This window comes from Pseudomonas sp. GOM7 (assembly GCF_026723825.1).
Lineage (GTDB): Bacteria > Pseudomonadota > Gammaproteobacteria > Pseudomonadales > Pseudomonadaceae > Aquipseudomonas.
The window spans coordinates 2,691,953-2,709,308 of record NZ_CP113519.1 but is presented as its reverse complement, the minus strand read 5'-3'; the positions used below and the strand labels follow the sequence as shown (position 1 = coordinate 2,709,308).

21 protein-coding genes are annotated in these 17,356 nt (G+C 57.2%); 13 read left to right on the top strand and 8 right to left on the bottom strand.

The annotated features are described in order from the left end of the window. Positions 1–71: 71 nt before the first annotated feature. A complete protein-coding gene (locus tag OU800_RS12310; protein ID WP_041769455.1) occupies positions 72–314 on the top strand; it encodes a BPSL0761 family protein in 243 nt (80 codons plus the stop codon). Positions 315–450: 136 nt separating this feature from the next. Here the strand turns inward: OU800_RS12310 and OU800_RS12305 are convergent, their stop codons facing one another. Both OU800_RS12305 and OU800_RS12300 read right to left on the bottom strand, forming a co-directional pair. Next, positions 451–684, bottom strand: coding sequence for an AbrB/MazE/SpoVT family DNA-binding domain-containing protein (locus OU800_RS12305; protein WP_041769753.1), 234 nt, complete (start codon positions 682–684; stop codon positions 451–453). 10 nt (positions 685–694) lie between these two features. Further along, entirely contained in the window at positions 695–985 is a 291-nt protein-coding gene (locus OU800_RS12300) for a helix-turn-helix domain-containing protein (RefSeq protein ID WP_013715607.1), read from the bottom strand. A gap of 82 nt (positions 986–1,067) precedes the next feature. Between OU800_RS12300 and OU800_RS12295 the strand changes: the two genes are divergently transcribed. Next, positions 1,068–1,505, top strand: coding sequence for a hypothetical protein (locus OU800_RS12295; protein ID WP_197432171.1), 438 nt, complete (start codon positions 1,068–1,070; stop codon positions 1,503–1,505). A 58-nt stretch (positions 1,506–1,563) separates the two neighbouring features. After that, entirely contained in the window at positions 1,564–2,160 is a 597-nt protein-coding gene (locus tag OU800_RS12290; protein ID WP_080558749.1) for a DUF6088 family protein, read from the top strand. Positions 2,161–2,219: 59 nt separating this feature from the next. On the opposite strand, the gene OU800_RS12285 is transcribed toward OU800_RS12290, so the two are convergent. Then, the gene (locus tag OU800_RS12285) at positions 2,220–3,596 is read right to left on the bottom strand and encodes a heavy metal sensor histidine kinase (protein ID WP_013715608.1); all 1,377 of its coding nucleotides are present in this window, start codon (positions 3,594–3,596) and stop codon (positions 2,220–2,222) included. A gap of 2 nt (positions 3,597–3,598) precedes the next feature. Further along, the gene (locus tag OU800_RS12280) at positions 3,599–4,276 is read right to left on the bottom strand and encodes a heavy metal response regulator transcription factor (RefSeq protein ID WP_004374688.1); all 678 of its coding nucleotides are present in this window, start codon (positions 4,274–4,276) and stop codon (positions 3,599–3,601) included. Between the two features lie 206 nt (positions 4,277–4,482). Here OU800_RS12280 and OU800_RS12275 point away from each other — a divergent pair, with 206 nt between their 5' ends. The 8 genes from OU800_RS12275 to OU800_RS12240 all read left to right on the top strand — a co-directional run bounded on the left by OU800_RS12275 (position 4,483) and on the right by OU800_RS12240 (position 12,560). Next, positions 4,483–4,842, top strand: a complete 360-nt coding sequence (locus tag OU800_RS12275) for a co-regulatory protein PtrA N-terminal domain-containing protein (RefSeq protein ID WP_003246763.1) — start codon at positions 4,483–4,485, stop codon at positions 4,840–4,842. Between the two features lie 166 nt (positions 4,843–5,008). Further along, the gene (locus OU800_RS12270; RefSeq protein ID WP_003139550.1) at positions 5,009–5,566 is read left to right on the top strand and encodes a cupredoxin domain-containing protein; all 558 of its coding nucleotides are present in this window, start codon (positions 5,009–5,011) and stop codon (positions 5,564–5,566) included. Positions 5,567–5,713: 147 nt separating this feature from the next. Next, entirely contained in the window at positions 5,714–6,247 is a 534-nt protein-coding gene (locus tag OU800_RS12265) for a cupredoxin domain-containing protein (RefSeq protein WP_003246762.1), read from the top strand. A gap of 79 nt (positions 6,248–6,326) precedes the next feature. Continuing rightward, positions 6,327–6,575 (top strand): DUF2933 domain-containing protein, encoded by a 249-nt coding sequence (locus OU800_RS12260; protein WP_003246761.1) that lies wholly within the window; start codon positions 6,327–6,329, stop codon positions 6,573–6,575. 5 nt (positions 6,576–6,580) lie between these two features. After that, positions 6,581–8,944, top strand: a complete 2,364-nt coding sequence (locus OU800_RS12255) for a heavy metal translocating P-type ATPase (protein WP_197432172.1) — start codon at positions 6,581–6,583, stop codon at positions 8,942–8,944. 173 nt (positions 8,945–9,117) lie between these two features. Continuing rightward, the gene (locus OU800_RS12250) at positions 9,118–10,845 is read left to right on the top strand and encodes an ATP-dependent nuclease (RefSeq protein ID WP_013715609.1); all 1,728 of its coding nucleotides are present in this window, start codon (positions 9,118–9,120) and stop codon (positions 10,843–10,845) included. Beyond that, entirely contained in the window at positions 10,835–12,262 is a 1,428-nt protein-coding gene (locus OU800_RS12245; protein WP_033725463.1) for a UvrD-helicase domain-containing protein, read from the top strand. Before OU800_RS12250 ends, OU800_RS12245 begins: the two co-directional genes overlap by 11 nt. 97 nt (positions 12,263–12,359) lie before the next feature. After that, entirely contained in the window at positions 12,360–12,560 is a 201-nt protein-coding gene (locus OU800_RS12240) for a heavy-metal-associated domain-containing protein (protein WP_003246756.1), read from the top strand. Between the two features lie 19 nt (positions 12,561–12,579). Here the strand turns inward: OU800_RS12240 and OU800_RS12235 are convergent, their stop codons facing one another. Genes OU800_RS12235 through bufA2 form a run of 4 tightly spaced genes read right to left on the bottom strand, consistent with a single transcriptional unit; the run spans position 12,580 to position 14,877 of the window. Continuing rightward, positions 12,580–12,894 (bottom strand): hypothetical protein, encoded by a 315-nt coding sequence (locus OU800_RS12235; protein ID WP_268184153.1) that lies wholly within the window; start codon positions 12,892–12,894, stop codon positions 12,580–12,582. 50 nt (positions 12,895–12,944) lie between these two features. Beyond that, a complete protein-coding gene (locus tag OU800_RS12230) occupies positions 12,945–13,739 on the bottom strand; it encodes an HvfC/BufC N-terminal domain-containing protein (protein WP_061239410.1) in 795 nt (264 codons plus the stop codon). Beyond that, positions 13,736–14,572: an MNIO family bufferin maturase gene (gene bufB / locus OU800_RS12225; protein WP_004374664.1), complete on the bottom strand. Its 837-nt coding sequence runs from the start codon at positions 14,570–14,572 to the stop codon at positions 13,736–13,738. The genes OU800_RS12230 and bufB overlap by 4 nt, the downstream gene beginning before the upstream one ends. 44 nt (positions 14,573–14,616) lie before the next feature. Continuing rightward, entirely contained in the window at positions 14,617–14,877 is a 261-nt protein-coding gene (bufA2, locus tag OU800_RS12220) for a BufA2 family periplasmic bufferin-type metallophore (RefSeq protein ID WP_003246752.1), read from the bottom strand. A gap of 283 nt (positions 14,878–15,160) precedes the next feature. On the opposite strand from bufA2, the gene OU800_RS12215 reads away from it, so the two are divergent. Both OU800_RS12215 and OU800_RS12210 read left to right on the top strand, forming a co-directional pair. After that, a complete protein-coding gene (locus tag OU800_RS12215; RefSeq protein WP_003246751.1) occupies positions 15,161–15,367 on the top strand; it encodes a co-regulatory protein PtrA N-terminal domain-containing protein in 207 nt (68 codons plus the stop codon). Positions 15,368–15,555: 188 nt separating this feature from the next. Further along, positions 15,556–17,346, top strand: a complete 1,791-nt coding sequence (locus OU800_RS12210; protein ID WP_061239412.1) for a copper resistance system multicopper oxidase — start codon at positions 15,556–15,558, stop codon at positions 17,344–17,346. Positions 17,347–17,356: the final 10 nt, after the last annotated feature.

The following is a 17,356-nucleotide window of genomic DNA, read 5'->3' as shown; positions in this document are numbered from 1 at the left end:
CGCCCAGTTGCGTCAGCATCGGCCACCTGTCATGACTCCAAGCGTATGCTGCCAGAGGAGTCCTGGTATTCATGGAGACGGAAATGACAATGCCGAATGAGCGCTCTCGCGCTGTGATAAAGACGCGAGATTTTCTCGTTGAACTGTCCCGAGATAGCAGCCTGCCTGAAAAGGTACGGCGAGATGCCAAGTTCCTTTTGCGGCACTTCCCTACGCAGGACGATGTGTTCCTGGCGGGGCGAATAGAAGAGCAGTCGGAGACCTTGCCACTGGGCGCAATGGGGCCAGTTTTCAGCTCCTCAATTACAGACTAGGTTCTCATCCCGCAGAAATGATAAAGGCGGCCTCAGGGGCCGCCTCGAACCAAGTTTCATCACCGGTACAGCGCCCGGGAGAGGAAGCTCTTGGGCTGCACACACAGAATAGCTGCAGGGGGATTGCGAAACCAGATTATTTTGAAGAGGGCTTTGGAGCGGAGGCTTCCCAGGTGCTCACCAGCTCATCAACCCTATCAGGGATCTGTGGCGATTTACTGAGCACAAGACAGCGGGCGGTACCGACATACTCTTCAATGAGGTAAAGGCTGTCCCCGACGTCGACCCCAAGCTCTTGGAGCACCTCGTCGGGAATGCGAATAGCTCCGTCACCATCCCAGTCTTCGATTACCACCTGCATCGATTTCATCTGCACATACCTACTCAGGTGACAGGCTGCTCTGAAGACTCATGATTTCTCGCTGGATCTTTTTCAGCAGCTCATCTGGCTTCAGTCCAGGCGTCTGCCGTTGGTACGCCAGAACCAGCAGCGTCAAAGGATGAATGCCGACAACCTCGGCAATCTGCTCAACCTTTTCAATCGATGGCTTCCACTTGCCGCGCTCGATTGCACTGATATAGCTCTGGCTGGGGCCCAGCCCTTCCTGGGGGAGATCCTTCAAATTTCTCAGATTCTTGATCACCAGACCAAGCGCTTCATTGAGTTCCATTTGCTGTCTCGCAAAAGGAACGATGAAGCCTTTTTAGCGTCTCTTGGGCTATGCTATATATAGCTTAAAAAGGGGTGTACTGATGTTTCTCACGTACAAGCGCGCTGAAATCGCGTATCCGCCGTTGTTTGGAGATGACTTCCAAATGTGGCGATTCGTCGAGCTCGAGGAGCATCGCCCTTGGTTTTACGTGGTGATCAATCGCCGCCGGAAGACCACCTCATGGCGGACGATGCTTCTGATTCCGACTGAAGAAGAGCTGGAGCACATGCTAGAAAAGCGCGCCGAGGGGACGCTAGTCGAGGCAGTCCAGGTTGTGCTGCCCGCAAGGATAAATGGGTCCAATGATTGGACAATGGAGAGGCTGACCGAGCTGGTAAGGGTCTATGATCCAGACGAACGAGTCTTGGGCTACGACTTCAAAACGGCATCAGGCCAGATCTACTCGCACAGGGACTGCCAGTACTCACAGGACGGAGCCAAGCGCCAGGTCTATTGTTCGATGATCTGTCCCGCATAAGATGGGCGCAGGCTCTCTCGGTTCTCGGTAGGGGCCACTCACTGCATTTGGCCGGCCAATGAAGGCTCTTCCCGAGAAAATCCTAGACATTATTCAACAGCTTCCAGAAGGCGAAGTTCTGACACCTGGCAGATTCGTGCATCAGGGACCTCGCCATGCTGTGCAGCGAGGGCTCTCTCGCCTGGTCGAAGGTGGAAAGCTGTTTCGTGTTGCTCGGGGCTTTTATATTGCTGCAGTCGAAACTCGGTTCGGCGCGCGCAAACTGGCACCGGAGATGATCATCCGCTCATTGGCAAATGTGCAGAGTGAGCTGATAGTCGCCACTGGGGCTAGCGTCTCCAATAAATGGGGGCTGACAACACAGGTTCCTGTTCGGTATGTCTTCCTAACCACCGGACGTTCTAGGGTGCTTCAGGTTGGCAAGACCACCGTATCGATTCGGCATGCGCCTCGATGGCTGATGGCTCTTGGCGCTACTGGAGCGGGGGATGCCATTCGAGCATTGGATTGGCTGGGCAAGGCAAGCGTAGGTGATGCCGTTTCAAAGCTTCATAAACTACTACCCGAGAGCGAATGGCGGGCTCTAGTGTCAGCTCACCGCTCATTGCCTGCCTGGATGGCGAAAGCCATCTGCGCTCGGTCGAATTGCACCTGAGCTCGCTCTGTCAAGTTGGGCTAGCTGTCTGCTGTAGTCTACTTACCGGCAGACCGACATCAGCTGGGATGGGGAAGTTCAATGTGAAAGCCCGTGAGGCCAGCCGCTGAAGTACACCAAATGCGGCCTTTGTGAGCCTCGATTATGGATCGGGTGATGGCAAGCCCGAGCCCGGCATTGCTCGGGCTACCTTCGCGTCGAGCAGGGTCTACCCGGTAAAAGCGGTCGAAGAGTTTCTCTAGATGCTCCGAGCTGATTGTGTTCCCTGGGTTCTCGATGCTGAAGGTAGTTGAGTCCGCTGTCTGGCGGATCAGAACCGAAATTCTCTTTCCCGCCGGCGTGTAACGCAGCGCATTGGACAGCAAGTTGGACAGCGCTCGATCAAGCATCAGCCGATCTCCTAGCACTTGGCCTTTGCCTGTGAGCGAAAGTTCAATGCCGCGCTCTTCGGCCAGAAGGTGGTAGTAGTCAAACAGCTTGAAGACTACGTCAGCCAGTTCGATCCTGGCCTGCTCGGGGATGATCAGGCCATTATCAGCCTTGGCCAAGAACAGCATGTCATCAATCATCCGAGACATGCGCTTCAAGTCCTCCAGGTTGGAGTACAGATTCTCCTCATAGGCATTGATATCGCGTTTTTTACTCAGCACGACCTCGGTGTGGGTCATCAGATTGCTGACTGGAGTTCGTAGCTCGTGGGCAATGTCGGCCGAAAAATTGGAGAGCCTAACGAAGGCATCCTCTAGCCGAGCCAACATCGCATTGAAGGAGAGAACCAGTTGCTGAAGTTCCCGCGGCACTGGTTCGAGAGGGATTCGCTCCTGTAACGAGCGAGCGGACATCCCGGAGGCCACATGAGTGACTTGCCGCAGAGGCCTAAGGCCGCTGCGAGCAACCACCCAGCCGAGTGCGGCACTGAACAGGGCGCTGATGACCAATCCAATCCAAAACCATCGTTGCAGCGTGTCGAAAAAGTGTGTGTGATTGGTGACGTCAAGAATCAGCAACGCAGTGAGCGGCTCAGCCTGATCGGCTACCGAGATTTGCTCCGTCATGCCACGGTACATGTGTTGGCCGTTCTGCCACTCCCACATGCTCTGCTCATTTGCACGTCTGAAACGCTCAGGTACTTCGACTGCTCTGGGGTCGGAAAACAGTACAGAACCGTCACTGGCCAGGATAGTGGCGGCCAGATCCTGATGGGCTCCCAGCAAAGCTCGCAACTGCGGTAATTCTTCCGAAAGGCTCGCTTCACCGCGAGCATTGTTGAGGATATGTTTGGCGGATTCGAGTTTCTCCACCAGGGCCTGCCGATCCAGCATCTTGAAGTGGTGCTGGCTGAGCATATTGAAACTCAGCCCTGCTACCGTCAGGACTGCAATTACCGCGGACATGAACATCAGGCTCATGCGTGCGGTCAGCGAAAGGTGCTTCATATTCACTCCGGAGCATCCATCATGTATCCCATGCCGCGGGCGGTATGAATCAGCTTGAGATCGAAATCGTCATCGATTTTTGCGCGTAGCCGGCGTACCGCAACCTCAATGACATTGGTGTCGCTGTCGAAATTCATGTCCCAAACCTGAGAGGCAATCAGCGACTTCGGGAGCACCTCGCCGCGCCGGCGCAGTAGCAGTTCCAGCAGTGAAAACTCCTTCGCGGTCAGGTCAATTCTTTTCCCGCCACGGATCGCACGCCGCTTCATCAGATCGACTTCCAGATCGGCAATTTTCATGGTGGTCTGCGTCGGCGAACCATTACCTCTGCGCAACAGCGTTCTGACCCTGGCCAGAAGCTCTGAGAAAGCAAATGGCTTGATCAGGTAGTCGTCCGCACCCAGCTCCAACCCTTTTACGCGGTCTTCCACACCATCGCGTGCCGTCAAGAACAGTACGGGGACGTCTTTTCCTGCTGCGCGCAACATGCGCAGCACTTCCCAACCGTCCAGCCCAGGCATCATTACATCCAGAATTAGCAGGTCATAGGCTTCGCTAAGTGCATGCTGAAGGGCATCTGTACCGGTCATAACCCGGTCGACATTGAACCCAGCCTCGGTGAGACCTTGCTGGAGGTACGTACCGGTTTTGGGTTCGTCTTCAGCTACCAGTAGTTTCATGTGTGCAGACTCCAAAAGTCGGGTGGCCTGAGTTTGCAGGCAAACCGCGGCCCCAACCAGAAGCTTACGAAAATGTAATTCTGACTTCAGCTCACTGACAGGGTGGCTTGTCTAGGGTGCAAGCATGAGTACTAGGTTGTGCTCTCGGCCCTCGACAGACCAAAAGCAGAGGTGCCGGCCATAGTTTGCACTGATGGAGACTGCCCATGAAATCGCTGAAACCTTTGCTTCTGGTTGGTTCGCTACTGCTGTCTTCCATGGCTTGGGCCGAAGGGGGCAGCGACCGTGTATTCGAGCGCATCCAGCAGATGCGCGACAAAGCAGAAGCCGTGCTGATCCAGGCGGAGAAGGCCCCGGTCGGCGAGCGGCATGTGCACATGAAGGAGCATATGAACATGCTCGAAGACATCATGAGCCAGCTGCACAACGAACATCCCGCGCCAAACATGTCTGCCGAAGAGCATCTGGCCTGGATGGAAAAGCATGACAAGCTGGTAGACGACGTGCTGGCTCAAATGATCCGCGAGCACAAGCTAATGATGGCCGACAAAGAGTGCCATCGATAAGGATTTTCCCATCTTCCAGGCCTTCCGTGATTGCTCCTTTGGCCTAGCGGCGCCTTTATGGCGCCGTGCTTTTTCCCAGCTGACGCAATTGTAGTTTTGGGGTCAGCGGCCTGGCAGCAAGCGGGGAATAGCATGAGATTTCCAGCACCCATCTCGAGGTCTCACCATGAAACGCTTACCCCTTAAACTGCTGATCAGCACTCTGTTCATCAGCACCACCTTTCCGGCATTTGCCGAGGTCGGCGGCAGTAGCAATGGCATTGGGCAGCAGGCCCAGGCGACGCCAGCGACTCGTACCATCTTGGTAAAGATGGACGACATCAACTACAGCCAGAAAACGATCGATGTGAAGCCAGGTGAAACCGTGCGCTTCGTTCTGAAGAACGAGGGCGCGTTGATGCACGAGTTCAACATCGGGCAGGCAGCGTCCCAGCTGGAGCACCAGCGCAAGATGGCGTCCTTGTTCAAGGACGGCACACTGACCCCGACCGGCATGGCCGAGCGCATTGTCTGGCATGAGCGTTATGGCATGGGAGACTCCAACCCTCCAGGCTATCCGGAAGTCATCAAAGCCAAGCATGACGACCCGAACGCGGTTCTCGTCGAGCCCGGCACAACCAAAGAGTTCGTGTGGACCTTCCCTAAGGCGGGCAGTTTGAGCTTCGCCTGTACATTGCCTGGGCATTACCAGGCGGGGATGGTCGGTGAGTTTGCTCTGCGTTAGTCCGGCATCGGTGCTACCCGTTGGCCGCGAGCTGGGTAGCACCGATCTGACGAACCTTACTGCGATGTAGTTTTCACGTCAGCGTACCGCCAGCTGCACCTCATTAGCATCGGGACTCATCCCTCCTCAACACCTCAGAGGCACACCATGAAACTCAGACCCGCTTTCATAATCACCACCCTTGGCTTGCTGCTCAGTGCTGCCAATGCGCTGGCCAGCCCGGGCCACAAGAAAGACAGTATTGGGCAACCGGGAGACGGTCAGGCAGTAGATCGCACCATCGAAGTCCGGATGGGGGACATCTTCTTCGAACCCAAAGCAATGGAGATCAAAGCAGGCGAGACAGTTCGCTTCGTCCTGAAAAATGACGGTGCACTGCTACACGAATTCAATCTTGGCAAAGCGGCATCCCATGCCGCGCACCAGAAAGAGATGGCCGCGATGTTTCAGAACGGCACGCTGTCCCCTACAGGTGCACATGACATGAGCAATATGGGCCATGCCATGGGCGGCATGAAGATGGTCGGTATGGAACACGATGACCCCAACAGTGTTCTTGTCGAACCTGGAGCACGCGAAGAGTTGATCTGGACCTTCTCCGCCGCCACCGAACTGGAGTTCGCCTGCAATATTCCAGGACATTATCAGTCGGGAATGGTCGGTAAGGTGACCGTACGCTGACGTTTATTGATACTCGCCAACTCCGTCCAGTCTGAGACACCTATAGTGATCCGGCCGCCATTGAAACGAGGCTATTGTCGTGGACCATACCCATCACACCAGTACCACTGAGCCGCCTTTTTGGAAGAGCAAGATTGGCATTGCGCTGATCATGCTGGCCGTAATAGGCATCTTCTATGTAGCGCGTGAGCATTACGGTCATCTTTCGCAGGCCCTGCCGTACCTCATCCTGCTGCTATGCCCGCTGATGCATCTGTTTGGCCACAATCACGGCGGGCACTCCCACTCCAGCAGCACCGCTGTTTCCAAGGACGAAGAAAGGACATAGATCGCATGCAAAAGACCTCCTGCCATCATGACCAGGATCATTCACATAACTCGCACGCCCACTCCGAGAGCCAGCGCGACCCGGTGTGTGGCATGGAGGTCAAACCTGATGGCCCTTATCGCGAGAGCTTTGAAGGGAAGGCCTATCATTTCTGCAGTGCGAAGTGCCTAGAGAAATTCCAAGCAGATCCTCATCAGTACATGAGCCATCAGTCTCATGGGGAGCATCACCAGCACGCGACTCCAGCACACACATCGACACCTGTAGGTGCTGAATACACCTGCCCGATGCATCCAGAAATCCGTCAACCGGCTCCCGGAAACTGCCCGATCTGCGGGATGACGCTGGAACCTGTCATCCCGGAGCTGGAAGAGGAGGAAAATCCAGAGCTGAAGGACTTCTCGCTGCGGTTCTGGTGGACCCTACCGTTGACCGTCATCGTGACCGTATTGGCGATGGCCGGCCATTCCTTGCAACTGTTTCATGGCACGACCCAGAACTGGGTCGAGCTGGCTCTGGCGACGCCCGTGACGCTATGGGGTGGCTGGGTATTCTTCACCCGCGGCATTGACTCCATCCGCCACCGCAGCCCCAACATGTGGACCCTGATCGGTTTGGGAACGGCCGCTGCCTACCTCTACAGCGTGGCCGCTACCTTGGTTCCGCAGTGGTTTCCGGCGGCTTTTGCCCAGGACGGACGTATCGGCGTCTATTTTGAAGCAGCCGCGGTGATTATCTCACTCACGCTGTTGGGCCAAATGCTCGAACTCAAGGCCCGCTCGCAGACTTCGGCAGCCATCAAGTCACTGCTGAGGCTGGCACCAAAGACTGCGCGTCGCATCAAGCCCGATGGCCAGGAAGAAGATATTCCGCTGACACATGTCCATCAGGGCGACCACCTACGTGTCCGGCCGGGAGAGAAAGTCCCGGTGGACGGTACGGTTCTAGAGGGGGAGAGCGCCGTCGACGAGTCGATGCTTACCGGAGAACCGTTACCCGTGACCAAGCGGGTAGGGGATGCCCTTATCGGTGCCACCCTGAACACCCACGGCAGCCTGGTGATGGAGGCGCAGAAGGTCGGTGCCGAGACCATGCTGTCGCAGATCGTTCAGATGGTGGCCAGAGCCCAACGTTCCAAGGCCCCCATGCAGCGTATGGCTGATGCGGTGGCAGGGTATTTCGTGGTCGGGGTGATCCTGATCGCGATTCTGACCTTCTTCGGCTGGGGGCTATTAGGGCCGGAATCAGGCTGGGTATTTGGCCTGATCAATGCGGTGGCGGTGCTAATCATTGCGTGTCCCTGCGCTCTGGGTCTGGCAACCCCGATGTCCGTCATGGTTGCGACTGGCAAGGCCGCTAGCAGCGGTGTGTTGTTCCGCGATGCCAGCGCCATCGAAAATCTATGCAAGATCGACATGCTCATCGTCGACAAGACTGGAACCCTGACTGAGGGGCGTCCCGTATTTCATAGTGCGGAAGGGACAGGCGGTTACGACTCCAATGAAGTGCTGCGCCTGGCTGCTAGTCTCGACCAGGGTAGTGAGCACCCGCTGGCTCATGCCATCGTCGATCATGCGCGCGGTCAGGGCATTGCACTGGTCAAACCGGACACTTTCGAATCTGGCTCGGGTATTGGTGTGCGCGGCCAGGTCGATGACCATCAGCTGCAGCTCGGCAACACCGCACTGATGGACGAGGCGGGCGTCGATATTACCCCGCTGCGCAATCGCGCCGAGCAACTGCGTCTGGAAGGCATCAGCATCATCTATTTGGCCGTTGATGGTCGCCTGGCGGGACTCCTGGCCGTTTCCGATCCGATCAAGCCTACTTCTCAACAGGCTGTCTCCAAGCTTCAAAGCGAAGACGTAAAGGTCATCATGGCCACTGGTGATGGCCTCACCACAGCAAGAGCCGTGGCGAAGCAGCTCGGAATCGAGGAAGTGCATGGTGAGGTCAAACCGCAGGATAAGGAGAAACTGGTCGCCGATTTGCAGGGCTATGGCCGTCGTGTCGCCATGGCGGGTGACGGCATCAACGATGCGCCCGCCCTGGCCAGGTCTGACGTAGGTATCGCCATGGGCACCGGTACCGATGTGGCGATGAACAGCGCCCAAGTGACGCTGGTCAAGGGAGATCTGATGGGCATCCTGCGAGCGCGCACCCTGTCAGTGGCAACCGTGAAAAACATGAGGCAGAACCTCGCCTTTGCGTTCCTCTACAACGCGATGGGAATCCCGCTAGCAGCGGGGCTGCTGTACCCGCTGACGGGGCATCTTCTGTCGCCCTTGATTGCTGCGCTGGCGATGAGTGTCAGCTCGGCGTCGGTGGTCTTCAATGCTCTGAGGTTGAAATCAACGGACATCGGATAGGCTTCCATACCACCGACCAGGTGATTATTCAGAAGCGCATCTGACCGGAAAATGCCGTACGGTAGTTTCCGGTCCGACCTATCTGTCGCAACACATAGTGACGAGGTGACGTTCGATGGACTGTTGCCGCTGCGGGTAGGAGACTGGTCGTCGTTAACCCATGAGGACTCTCCGTGGCCCGCATTCGCAGACTGATTATCAGCAACTTCCGATCTATCCAGGCGCTCGACTGGGTGCCGGCCCCAGGAATTAACTGCCTCATAGGTCCTGGCGATAGTGGAAAGTCCAGCATTCTAGATGCGATTGACCTTTGCGTCGGTGCCCGCCGGGGCGGCACGTTCGGCGACATGGACTTCTTCGCTCTGAACGTCGAAACACCCATCACCATCAGTGTGACGCTTGGCGATTTGCCGGTATCGCTGATGGATATCGATGTTTACGGCGAGTTCTTGCGTGGATTCAATCCAGGAACGGGAGAAGTCGAAGACGAACCGCGAGCGGGGCTGGAGACCGTTATCACCTTGCTCCTGCAAGTTGGTGCCGATTTGGAACCTACCTGGACACTTTTTTCTGAGCGTGCGGAGCAGCAGCAACTCGAACGCACTCTTCCCTGGAAGGAACGAGCGGCACTAGCACCCGCCCGTATCGGCAGCTTTGCGAGTTCGAACTTGTCGTGGAGTCGTGGCTCAGTGCTCAATCGACTTACCGATGAGCGCGCCGAGCTTGGTGCTGAACTGGCGCGCGCCGCTAGGCAAGCAAGAGCGAACTTTGGCAATCAAGCAGCCGAACATCTGACCCAGACGCTTGAGGTCGTGCAACGCACAGCACAGCATCTTGGCGTTTCGGTCGGGGCTATGCCTCAGGCGCTCCTTGACGCACATTCTGTGTCGATTGGCGAGGGGGCGATCGCGCTGCACAGTGAAACAGGTATTCCGCTGCGCTCCCTTGGCACGGGCTCGTCACGCTTGCTAGTGGCAGGGCTTCAAAGGGCTGCGGCCAGCGCCGCGCCAATTGCCCTGGTTGATGAGGTGGAATACGGGCTTGAACCTCATCGGCTCATGCGATTCCTGGACTCGCTGGGTGCAAAGGACGCTGCCGCTCCGTTGCAAGTGTTCATGACGACGCACTCGCCGGTCGCGCTGCGCGAGCTGTCCGGCAGCCAGTTATTCGTTGTTCGGTCAGCACCTCAGCGCCACAGTGTTATGCCAGCTGGGGAAGCCAACGAGGTACAAAGTACCCTTCGGAAGGACCCCGAAGCATTCCTCGCCAAATCCATCATCGTTTGCGAGGGGGCCAGCGAGGTTGGCTTCGCGCGTGGCCTTGACCAATGGTGGGTCAGTCTTGGCGCTACCTCATTCCTGGCCCATGGCGGCGCGTATGTGGACGCCGGCGGGGGAAGCCCCGATAACAGTCTTATCCGGGGAACAGCACTTCTGAACTTGGGTTACCGCGTGATGGTTTTTGTAGATGCCGACAAGCCTTCGACCGCGGGGCTCGCTGAAGCATTCTTGGCCGCCGGCGGGCAAATTCTTACATGGCGACCAGGCCTCACGTTGGAGGACGAGATCTTCCGCCATCTCAGTGAGCAAGCACTCGATGCACTTCTGGCGAAAGCCGAAACAATAGTGGGTGCAGAGCTGATGAACGCACACATTCAGACGAAGTCCCAAGGCCGCGTGACGCTGAACGATATCCGAGCCAAGCGACTCGTGGATGGGTACTCACCTGAGAGACGAGAGCTGCTGGGAACCGCATCCCGTATCCGCAACAGCGGCTGGTTCAAGTCGCTGACAACCTATCAGGAGGTTGCAAGGGACATCGTCGGTCCGTCTTTACAGAACGCCGAACCGGGCTTCATGGCAGTCACGAATCAGCTCTGGACGTTTACAAGTGCCCCCTGAGATTGATCTTTTCGCTATCGAGCGTGGCTCCATAACGGCCCCCGCAGGTTGTGGAAAAACGCAATTGATTGCCGAGACGCTCATCGCGCATACGCAGAGCAAACCCATCCTCGTCTTGACACATACGAACGCCGGCGTTGCGGCCTTACGGGCGCGCCTGAGACGAGCCGGTGTTCCTAACTCCGCATATCGAGTCTCCACCATTGACGGATTCTCGATGCGCCTGATCGCTAAGTTCCCAGCGCGAAGCGGCCATAACCCGCAGATCCTACAGCTGCATCAACCCAATACTGACTACCCGGCAATTCGGGAGGCCGCCATGCAGTTGTTGCAGGCCGGTCACCTCGCTCAGCCCCTTCGCGCCACCTATGCACGGTTGCTTGTCGACGAGTACCAAGACTGCAACGTCGTCCAGCACGCCATCGTGTCTGGTTTGGCCCAGGTGCTTCCGACCTGCGTGCTCGGTGACCCGATGCAAGCCATATTCAGCTTCCGTGGCAATCGACTGGTGCATTGGGCGAATGAGGTGCAACCCCTGTTTCCCGCAGCGGGAGAGTTGAGGATACCGTGGCGCTGGCGGCTGGCTGGAGCTGAGAACCTCGGGCAGTGGCTGCTCGCCATAAGGCAACAACTTCAAGCTGGTCAGCCGGTGGATCTGCGCACGGCTCCAGCAGAAGTGCGTTGGGTGCAGCTAAACGCCGGAACCGAAGTTCAGCAGCGACTGGTGGCCGCGAGAACCGAAGCTCCCAACGCTCAGGGTAGCGTCCTCATCATCGGGGACTCCATCAACGTGCAAGGTCGCCATCAGCTCACGAGCCAGACACCCGGTGCCATGGCCGTAGAAGCCGTCGACCTGAGAGATCTCGTCAACTTCGCCAGGAACTTTGACTTGCAGGGTGCCAATGCTCTGGCACAACTTGTGGAGTTTGCTTCCAGCGTAATGACGGGGGTAGGTGCAGCAAACCTGCGAACGCGCGTGGAGTCGCTGCGTGCAGGAAGGGCCCGAACGCCTCCGACCGCGGCCGAGGCTGCGGCGATCGATTTCGTAGCAGCGCCAACATTGGGGCAAGCGCTCCGTGTGATCGATACGCTCGCTGAGCAGCACGGGGCACGTGTATACCGACCGGAGGTTCTGTACTGCTGCCGGTCTGCAATGCAAGCGGTGGTGGGAGGTGCTGCCGACTTTCTGAGTGCAGCCATTCAAGCGCGAGAGCGCAATAGACACCTTGCCCGACCGATCGCAAGACGCTCTGTAGGCAGCACATTACTTCTCAAGGGGCTGGAGGCGGATGTCTCGGTTGTCCTGCATCCTGAGCTTATGACCCCCCAGAATCTATACGTCGCACTGACGAGGGGCGCAAGGCATGTCGTGGTGTGTTCACCAACCCCCATCCTTACGCCCGTGGTAAACGGCTGATCCTTTTGTAGCGCTTACGGGCTTGACCTTGCCATCGTGTCAAGGTCGATGCTGTCCGTGCGGTAACTTGAGCCGCGGACGAAATGAGGTGAAAGACATGTTTAGTCTGAGTGTTGCGGGGATGGGCTGTGGCAGTTGCGTGAGCAAAATCACGAAGGCCATTCAAGCTCTGGATCAGGATGCACGAGTAGAAGTGGATCGAGCGGCCGGCAAGGTCACCGTTGAGAGCACAGAAAGTGCCGAATCGATCCGCGAACTCATCCAGGAGCTTGGCTATTCGGCCCAGGTCAGCGCTTGAGCGCTGACCTGCTATCCCACTAAATCTCCAGTTCTGAGAGCTCTTTTAGCCCTGGGATACTGGTGACCTCGTTGGTCATACCTTCTGAACCATCTCGGCCGCGAAGCCAGTTTGAGTGATCGCCTGGCTCGCGCATTTCCAGCGTGTCATAGGAGTACCGCTTGCGCTTGAACAGGCTTTTCAATGCAGCGAACTCGTGGCTTTTTTCGTCATCTATGCCGACGACTTCTCCTGCAAGCCGCTCCCAGTGACCAACGCCGTCGGCCAGCATTGCCTGATAGGTCTCCGGGTCAAGCAAGGCTTGCTGTTTGAAATGAATGATGCGGTGAGTCATAGAAGCGCTCGGAGTGGCCAAAGAGAGAGCGCTAGCCTAAAGGTTCCGGGTCATTCGTGTAATAGCTGGCCGCGCTTTAGCAAACCGTCGTTGACCCACAACTTCAACCAGGTCGCGGCTTGCAAGGGAGCTTGCTCGCCATGCGTGGCGCTCAACGACTCGCAGAGTTCAGCGAACGATCCGCCCTCGATGAGAAACTGCAATGCCGAAGCCTCCGCTGGCTCCAGGCTCCGGTACTGGCAGACGAGTTCATGACGCCAAACAAGACAGGCTAGGTTCGTTGGCAGGCGGGTAACATCAGGCAGCAAGCTGCCGGACTTGGCGGCTTTCCACAACTCCAGCGTGTTGTACTGCAGCTGCAACCACCGGGCAGATGCAGTCAGGGAAACCCTGAGTGAAATCCAGTCTTCAGCCGAAAAATCACTCATGGTCTCCAGCGAAAGCGCTTCGACATCCTGAGCGTCGAAGGCCAGTGTAAAGGCCCATTCCAGTTCCGCGAGTTCGCGCATCGGCGATAGTTGGGGTTCTTCGACGTAGCTGCTAATGAACTCGGGCAGCTTCTCGCCCAGCCAGCGAATGCTGAAATGTCGTGGTGGCCAGGCGGCCAAGTAGGCCAGTGCGAGCTGCTCGAATGATTCGTTGCCGATCCAGTGAAGCAGGGCAGGGAAGTCTTCTCGCAAGACCGCAAGCAGGCGCGAACGGTAAGCGTTGTGGTAGATCTGCAGGCCTTCGAGAGCACTCAGCGCTGTGCTACCTCGGATCTGCTCCAAAAGCTCGTTGGAGGGCAGGCCACTGTCACCTGTCAGGTAAGTTTCAAATGCAGTCTGTAGGGCGATCAGGCTCAAGGGGTGGCCCCCGATATCACAGATTTGGCGATAGCACGGGCATGTGCTAATTCGGACAACAGCTCTTCCAGCGGCGGAAACTGGTCATCCCGCTCGATCAAGGTCGATGTCGGGCCCAAGTAGCTCAAAGTCTTGCTGTAGAGAGACCAAACCGGATCAGCGATGGGCTGGTCATGGGTGTCGATGAGGTACTGCCCGTAATCGCTGTGCCCGGCCAGGTGAATTTGCCGAATCCGCTCGTGCGGCAATTCCATGATGAACTGCCAAGGGTCGAAACCCTGGTTGCGCGAACTGACGTAGACGTTGTTCACGTCGAGAAGCAGCTCGCACCCGGTCAGGTAACTGAGCTCCGAGAGGAACTGAGACTCGCTCATGCTGGATGTTGTCCACTGCACGTAGGAGGAAACGTTCTCCAGCACGATGGGACGTTCCAAAACATCCTGCACCAAGCGCACCCGGGCCGCGACATGCAGCAGGCTCTCCTGGGTAAACGGCAGCGGTAGCAGATCGTGAAGTTGATGGGCGTTGCCTCGACTCCAGCACAGGTGATCAGACACCCACTGAGGCTGCACCCGATCCGCCAGCTGCTTGAGCTGTCGTAGGTAGTCTATGTCCAAGGCATGTGAGCCGCCAATCGAAAGAGATACTCCGTGCATCACCAGGGGGTAGTGCTCGCCGATCGCATCAAGGAAGTAGAGAGCCTTGCCGCCCTCCACCAGGTAATTCTCGGAAATGATCTCGAACCAGTCGACCGCAGGCCGTTCCTCCAGGATCTGCCGGTAATACTCGTTGCGAAGGCCAAGACCGAAACCCAGAGTTTTGCGCTTACTCATTCGAGACTCCAGCAGGGGAGTGGCATGCACTCCCCTGAACCGCCTTATTCGCTGGTTTTGCCACCGGCTTCGTCACATTTGGCCTGGGTCATCAACTTGAACCCCTGGCCTTTGCATTCGCCTTGGCCTTTGCAGTCGTTTTTCGCGGTCATGCAGTCGTTCTGCCCTTTGCAACCATTGACCCCGAAGCATTTCACTTCTGCTGCTTTGGTGTCCTGGGCCGCCTGGACGGGCAGGGTGGAGAACAGGCTGGCGGCTACCAGAGCCAGGGCGGCACCGGTAGCTACGTTGGATTTGTTCGACATAGTGGCTATTTCTCTTGATTGTTTGATGGTCGCGATCCGTCGGTGCGAATGAGCGAGTTAGCTCAGGCATTGCTGCCGAGCAGGCCCATGGAATCCGCAAGGCTTCTCGGGCAAGAAGACAGTACCGAGCCTTCAGGAGGGCCTACAAGAAAGAAATAGCAACCTGACAGAACTGTAATGTTCAGATCAGGTTGCTGACAGGGCTTCGTGGTTAACGTAACAGCGAGCTTAAGGCTCGCCCCCACTAGTTACGGGGGCTTCTAAACTTACGAGGATTCACGAAATGAAATCGATCAAAACCCTGTTTGTAGTTGCTGCCCTGAGTGCTTCCACTCTGGCGATGGCCGAAGGCGGTGCCGATCGCACGTTTGCACGCATGGAGCAGGCCCGTCAGGTCTCGCTGGAAGCGTATCAGCTGGCCAAGCAGCAGAAGGATGGAGCTCCCGTCGCCGGCAGCCAAGCCAAACAGGCGGAACACGCCAACTGCTGAGCCCCTTCAACCTTACAGAAATGTAATCACCCGGATGGTTGAGATATGGCAGTTTTATACTGCTTGGTGTCGGGGGGGCTTGCGCAGCACGCAAGGCTTGAAGATCAAATCTCCCAATACTGGAGCAGTCAATGAACCCGAGACCGGATGCACATCACCGGCTCATCTGACGGATTGGACATAACGGCATGCAAAGCAAAACCACAAGACGTACTTTCGTCAAAGGCCTCGCCGCCGCCGGTATTCTCGGCGGCATGGGCATGTGGCGCACGCCGGTCTGGGCGGTAACCAGCCCAGGTCAGCCGAACGTGCTGAGCGGTAACGATTTCGACCTGTTTATCGGAGAGACTCCGGTAAACATCACCGGCGCAGCGCGTACCGCCATGACGATCAATGGCTCGCTGCCAGGCCCAATCCTGCGCTGGCGGGAGGGCGAGACCGTGACGTTGCGCGTACGCAACCGCCTCAAGGAGGACACGTCCATTCACTGGCACGGCATTATCCTGCCGGCGAACATGGATGGCGTTCCGGGCCTGAGCTTCCATGGCATCGCCCCCGACGGCATGTATGAGTACAAGTTCAAGGTCAACCAGAACGGCACCTACTGGTATCACAGCCACTCGGGGCTCCAGGAGCAAGTCGGCGTATACGGCGCGCTGGTCATCGACGCCAAGGAACCCGAGCCCTTCAGTTACGACCGTGATTATGTCGTGCTGCTGAGCGACTGGACCGATGAAAATCCAGCGCGGGTACTGGCCAAGCTCAAAAAGCAGTCGGACTACTACAACTACCACAAGCGCACCGTTGGTGATTTCATCAATGACGTGAGCGAGATGGGGTGGTCCGCTGCGGTAGCCGATCGCAAGATGTGGGCCGAGATGAAGATGAGCCCGACGGATCTCGCTGACGTCAGTGGCTACACCTACACCTACCTGATGAATGGCCAGGCACCTGATGGCAACTGGACCGGCATATTCAAACCGGGCGAAAAGATCCGCCTGCGCTTCATCAACGCCTCGGCGATGACCTATTTCGATGTGCGCATCCCGGGCCTGAAGATGACTGTGGTTGCGGCCGATGGTCTGCACGTCAAACCGGTCAGCGTCGACGAGTTCCGTATCGCCGTGGCCGAGACCTACGACGTGATCGTCGAACCAGACAGCGAACAGGCCTATACCGTGTTTGCCCAATCCATGGATCGCACTGGCTATGCGCGCGGCACCCTTGCTGTACAGGAGGGATTGAGTGCACCGGTACCCAGCCCCGACCCGCGTCCGCTGATTGCCATGGGCGACATGGGTATGGATCACGGCAGCATGGCCGGAATGGACCACGGCAGTATGGCGGGCATGGATCATGGGAGCATGCAGGGTGGCATGGCCGGCATGGATCACAGCCAGATGGCTGGAATGGATCATTCGGGCATGGCAGGCATGGCAGGCATGGCAGGTGCCATGCAGGCACACCCAGCCTCAGAGACCAACAACCCGCTGGTCGATATGCAGACCATGACACCGACGCACAAGTTGGACGACCCAGGTATTGGTTTGCGAGACAACGGCCGACGCGTCCTTACGTACTCTGACCTGCGCAGCACCTTCCTCGACCCGGATGGTCGCGAACCAAGTCGCACCATCGAGCTGCACCTTACCGGGCACATGGAGAAATTCTCCTGGTCCTTCGATGGCATCAAGTTCTCTGACGCCGAGCCTCTGCGCCTCAAGTACGGCGAGCGTGTTCGCATCACGCTGGTCAACGACACCATGATGACTCATCCGATCCATCTTCATGGCATGTGGAGCGACCTGGAGGATGCGAACGGCAATTTCTTGGTGCGAAAACACACCATCGACATGCCGCCAGGTTCCAAGCGCAGCTATCGAGTGACTGCCGATGCGTTGGGGCGATGGGCCTATCACTGCCACCTGCTGCTCCACATGGAAATGGGCATGTTCCGTGAAGTTCGTGTGGATGAGTAAAGGAGATTTC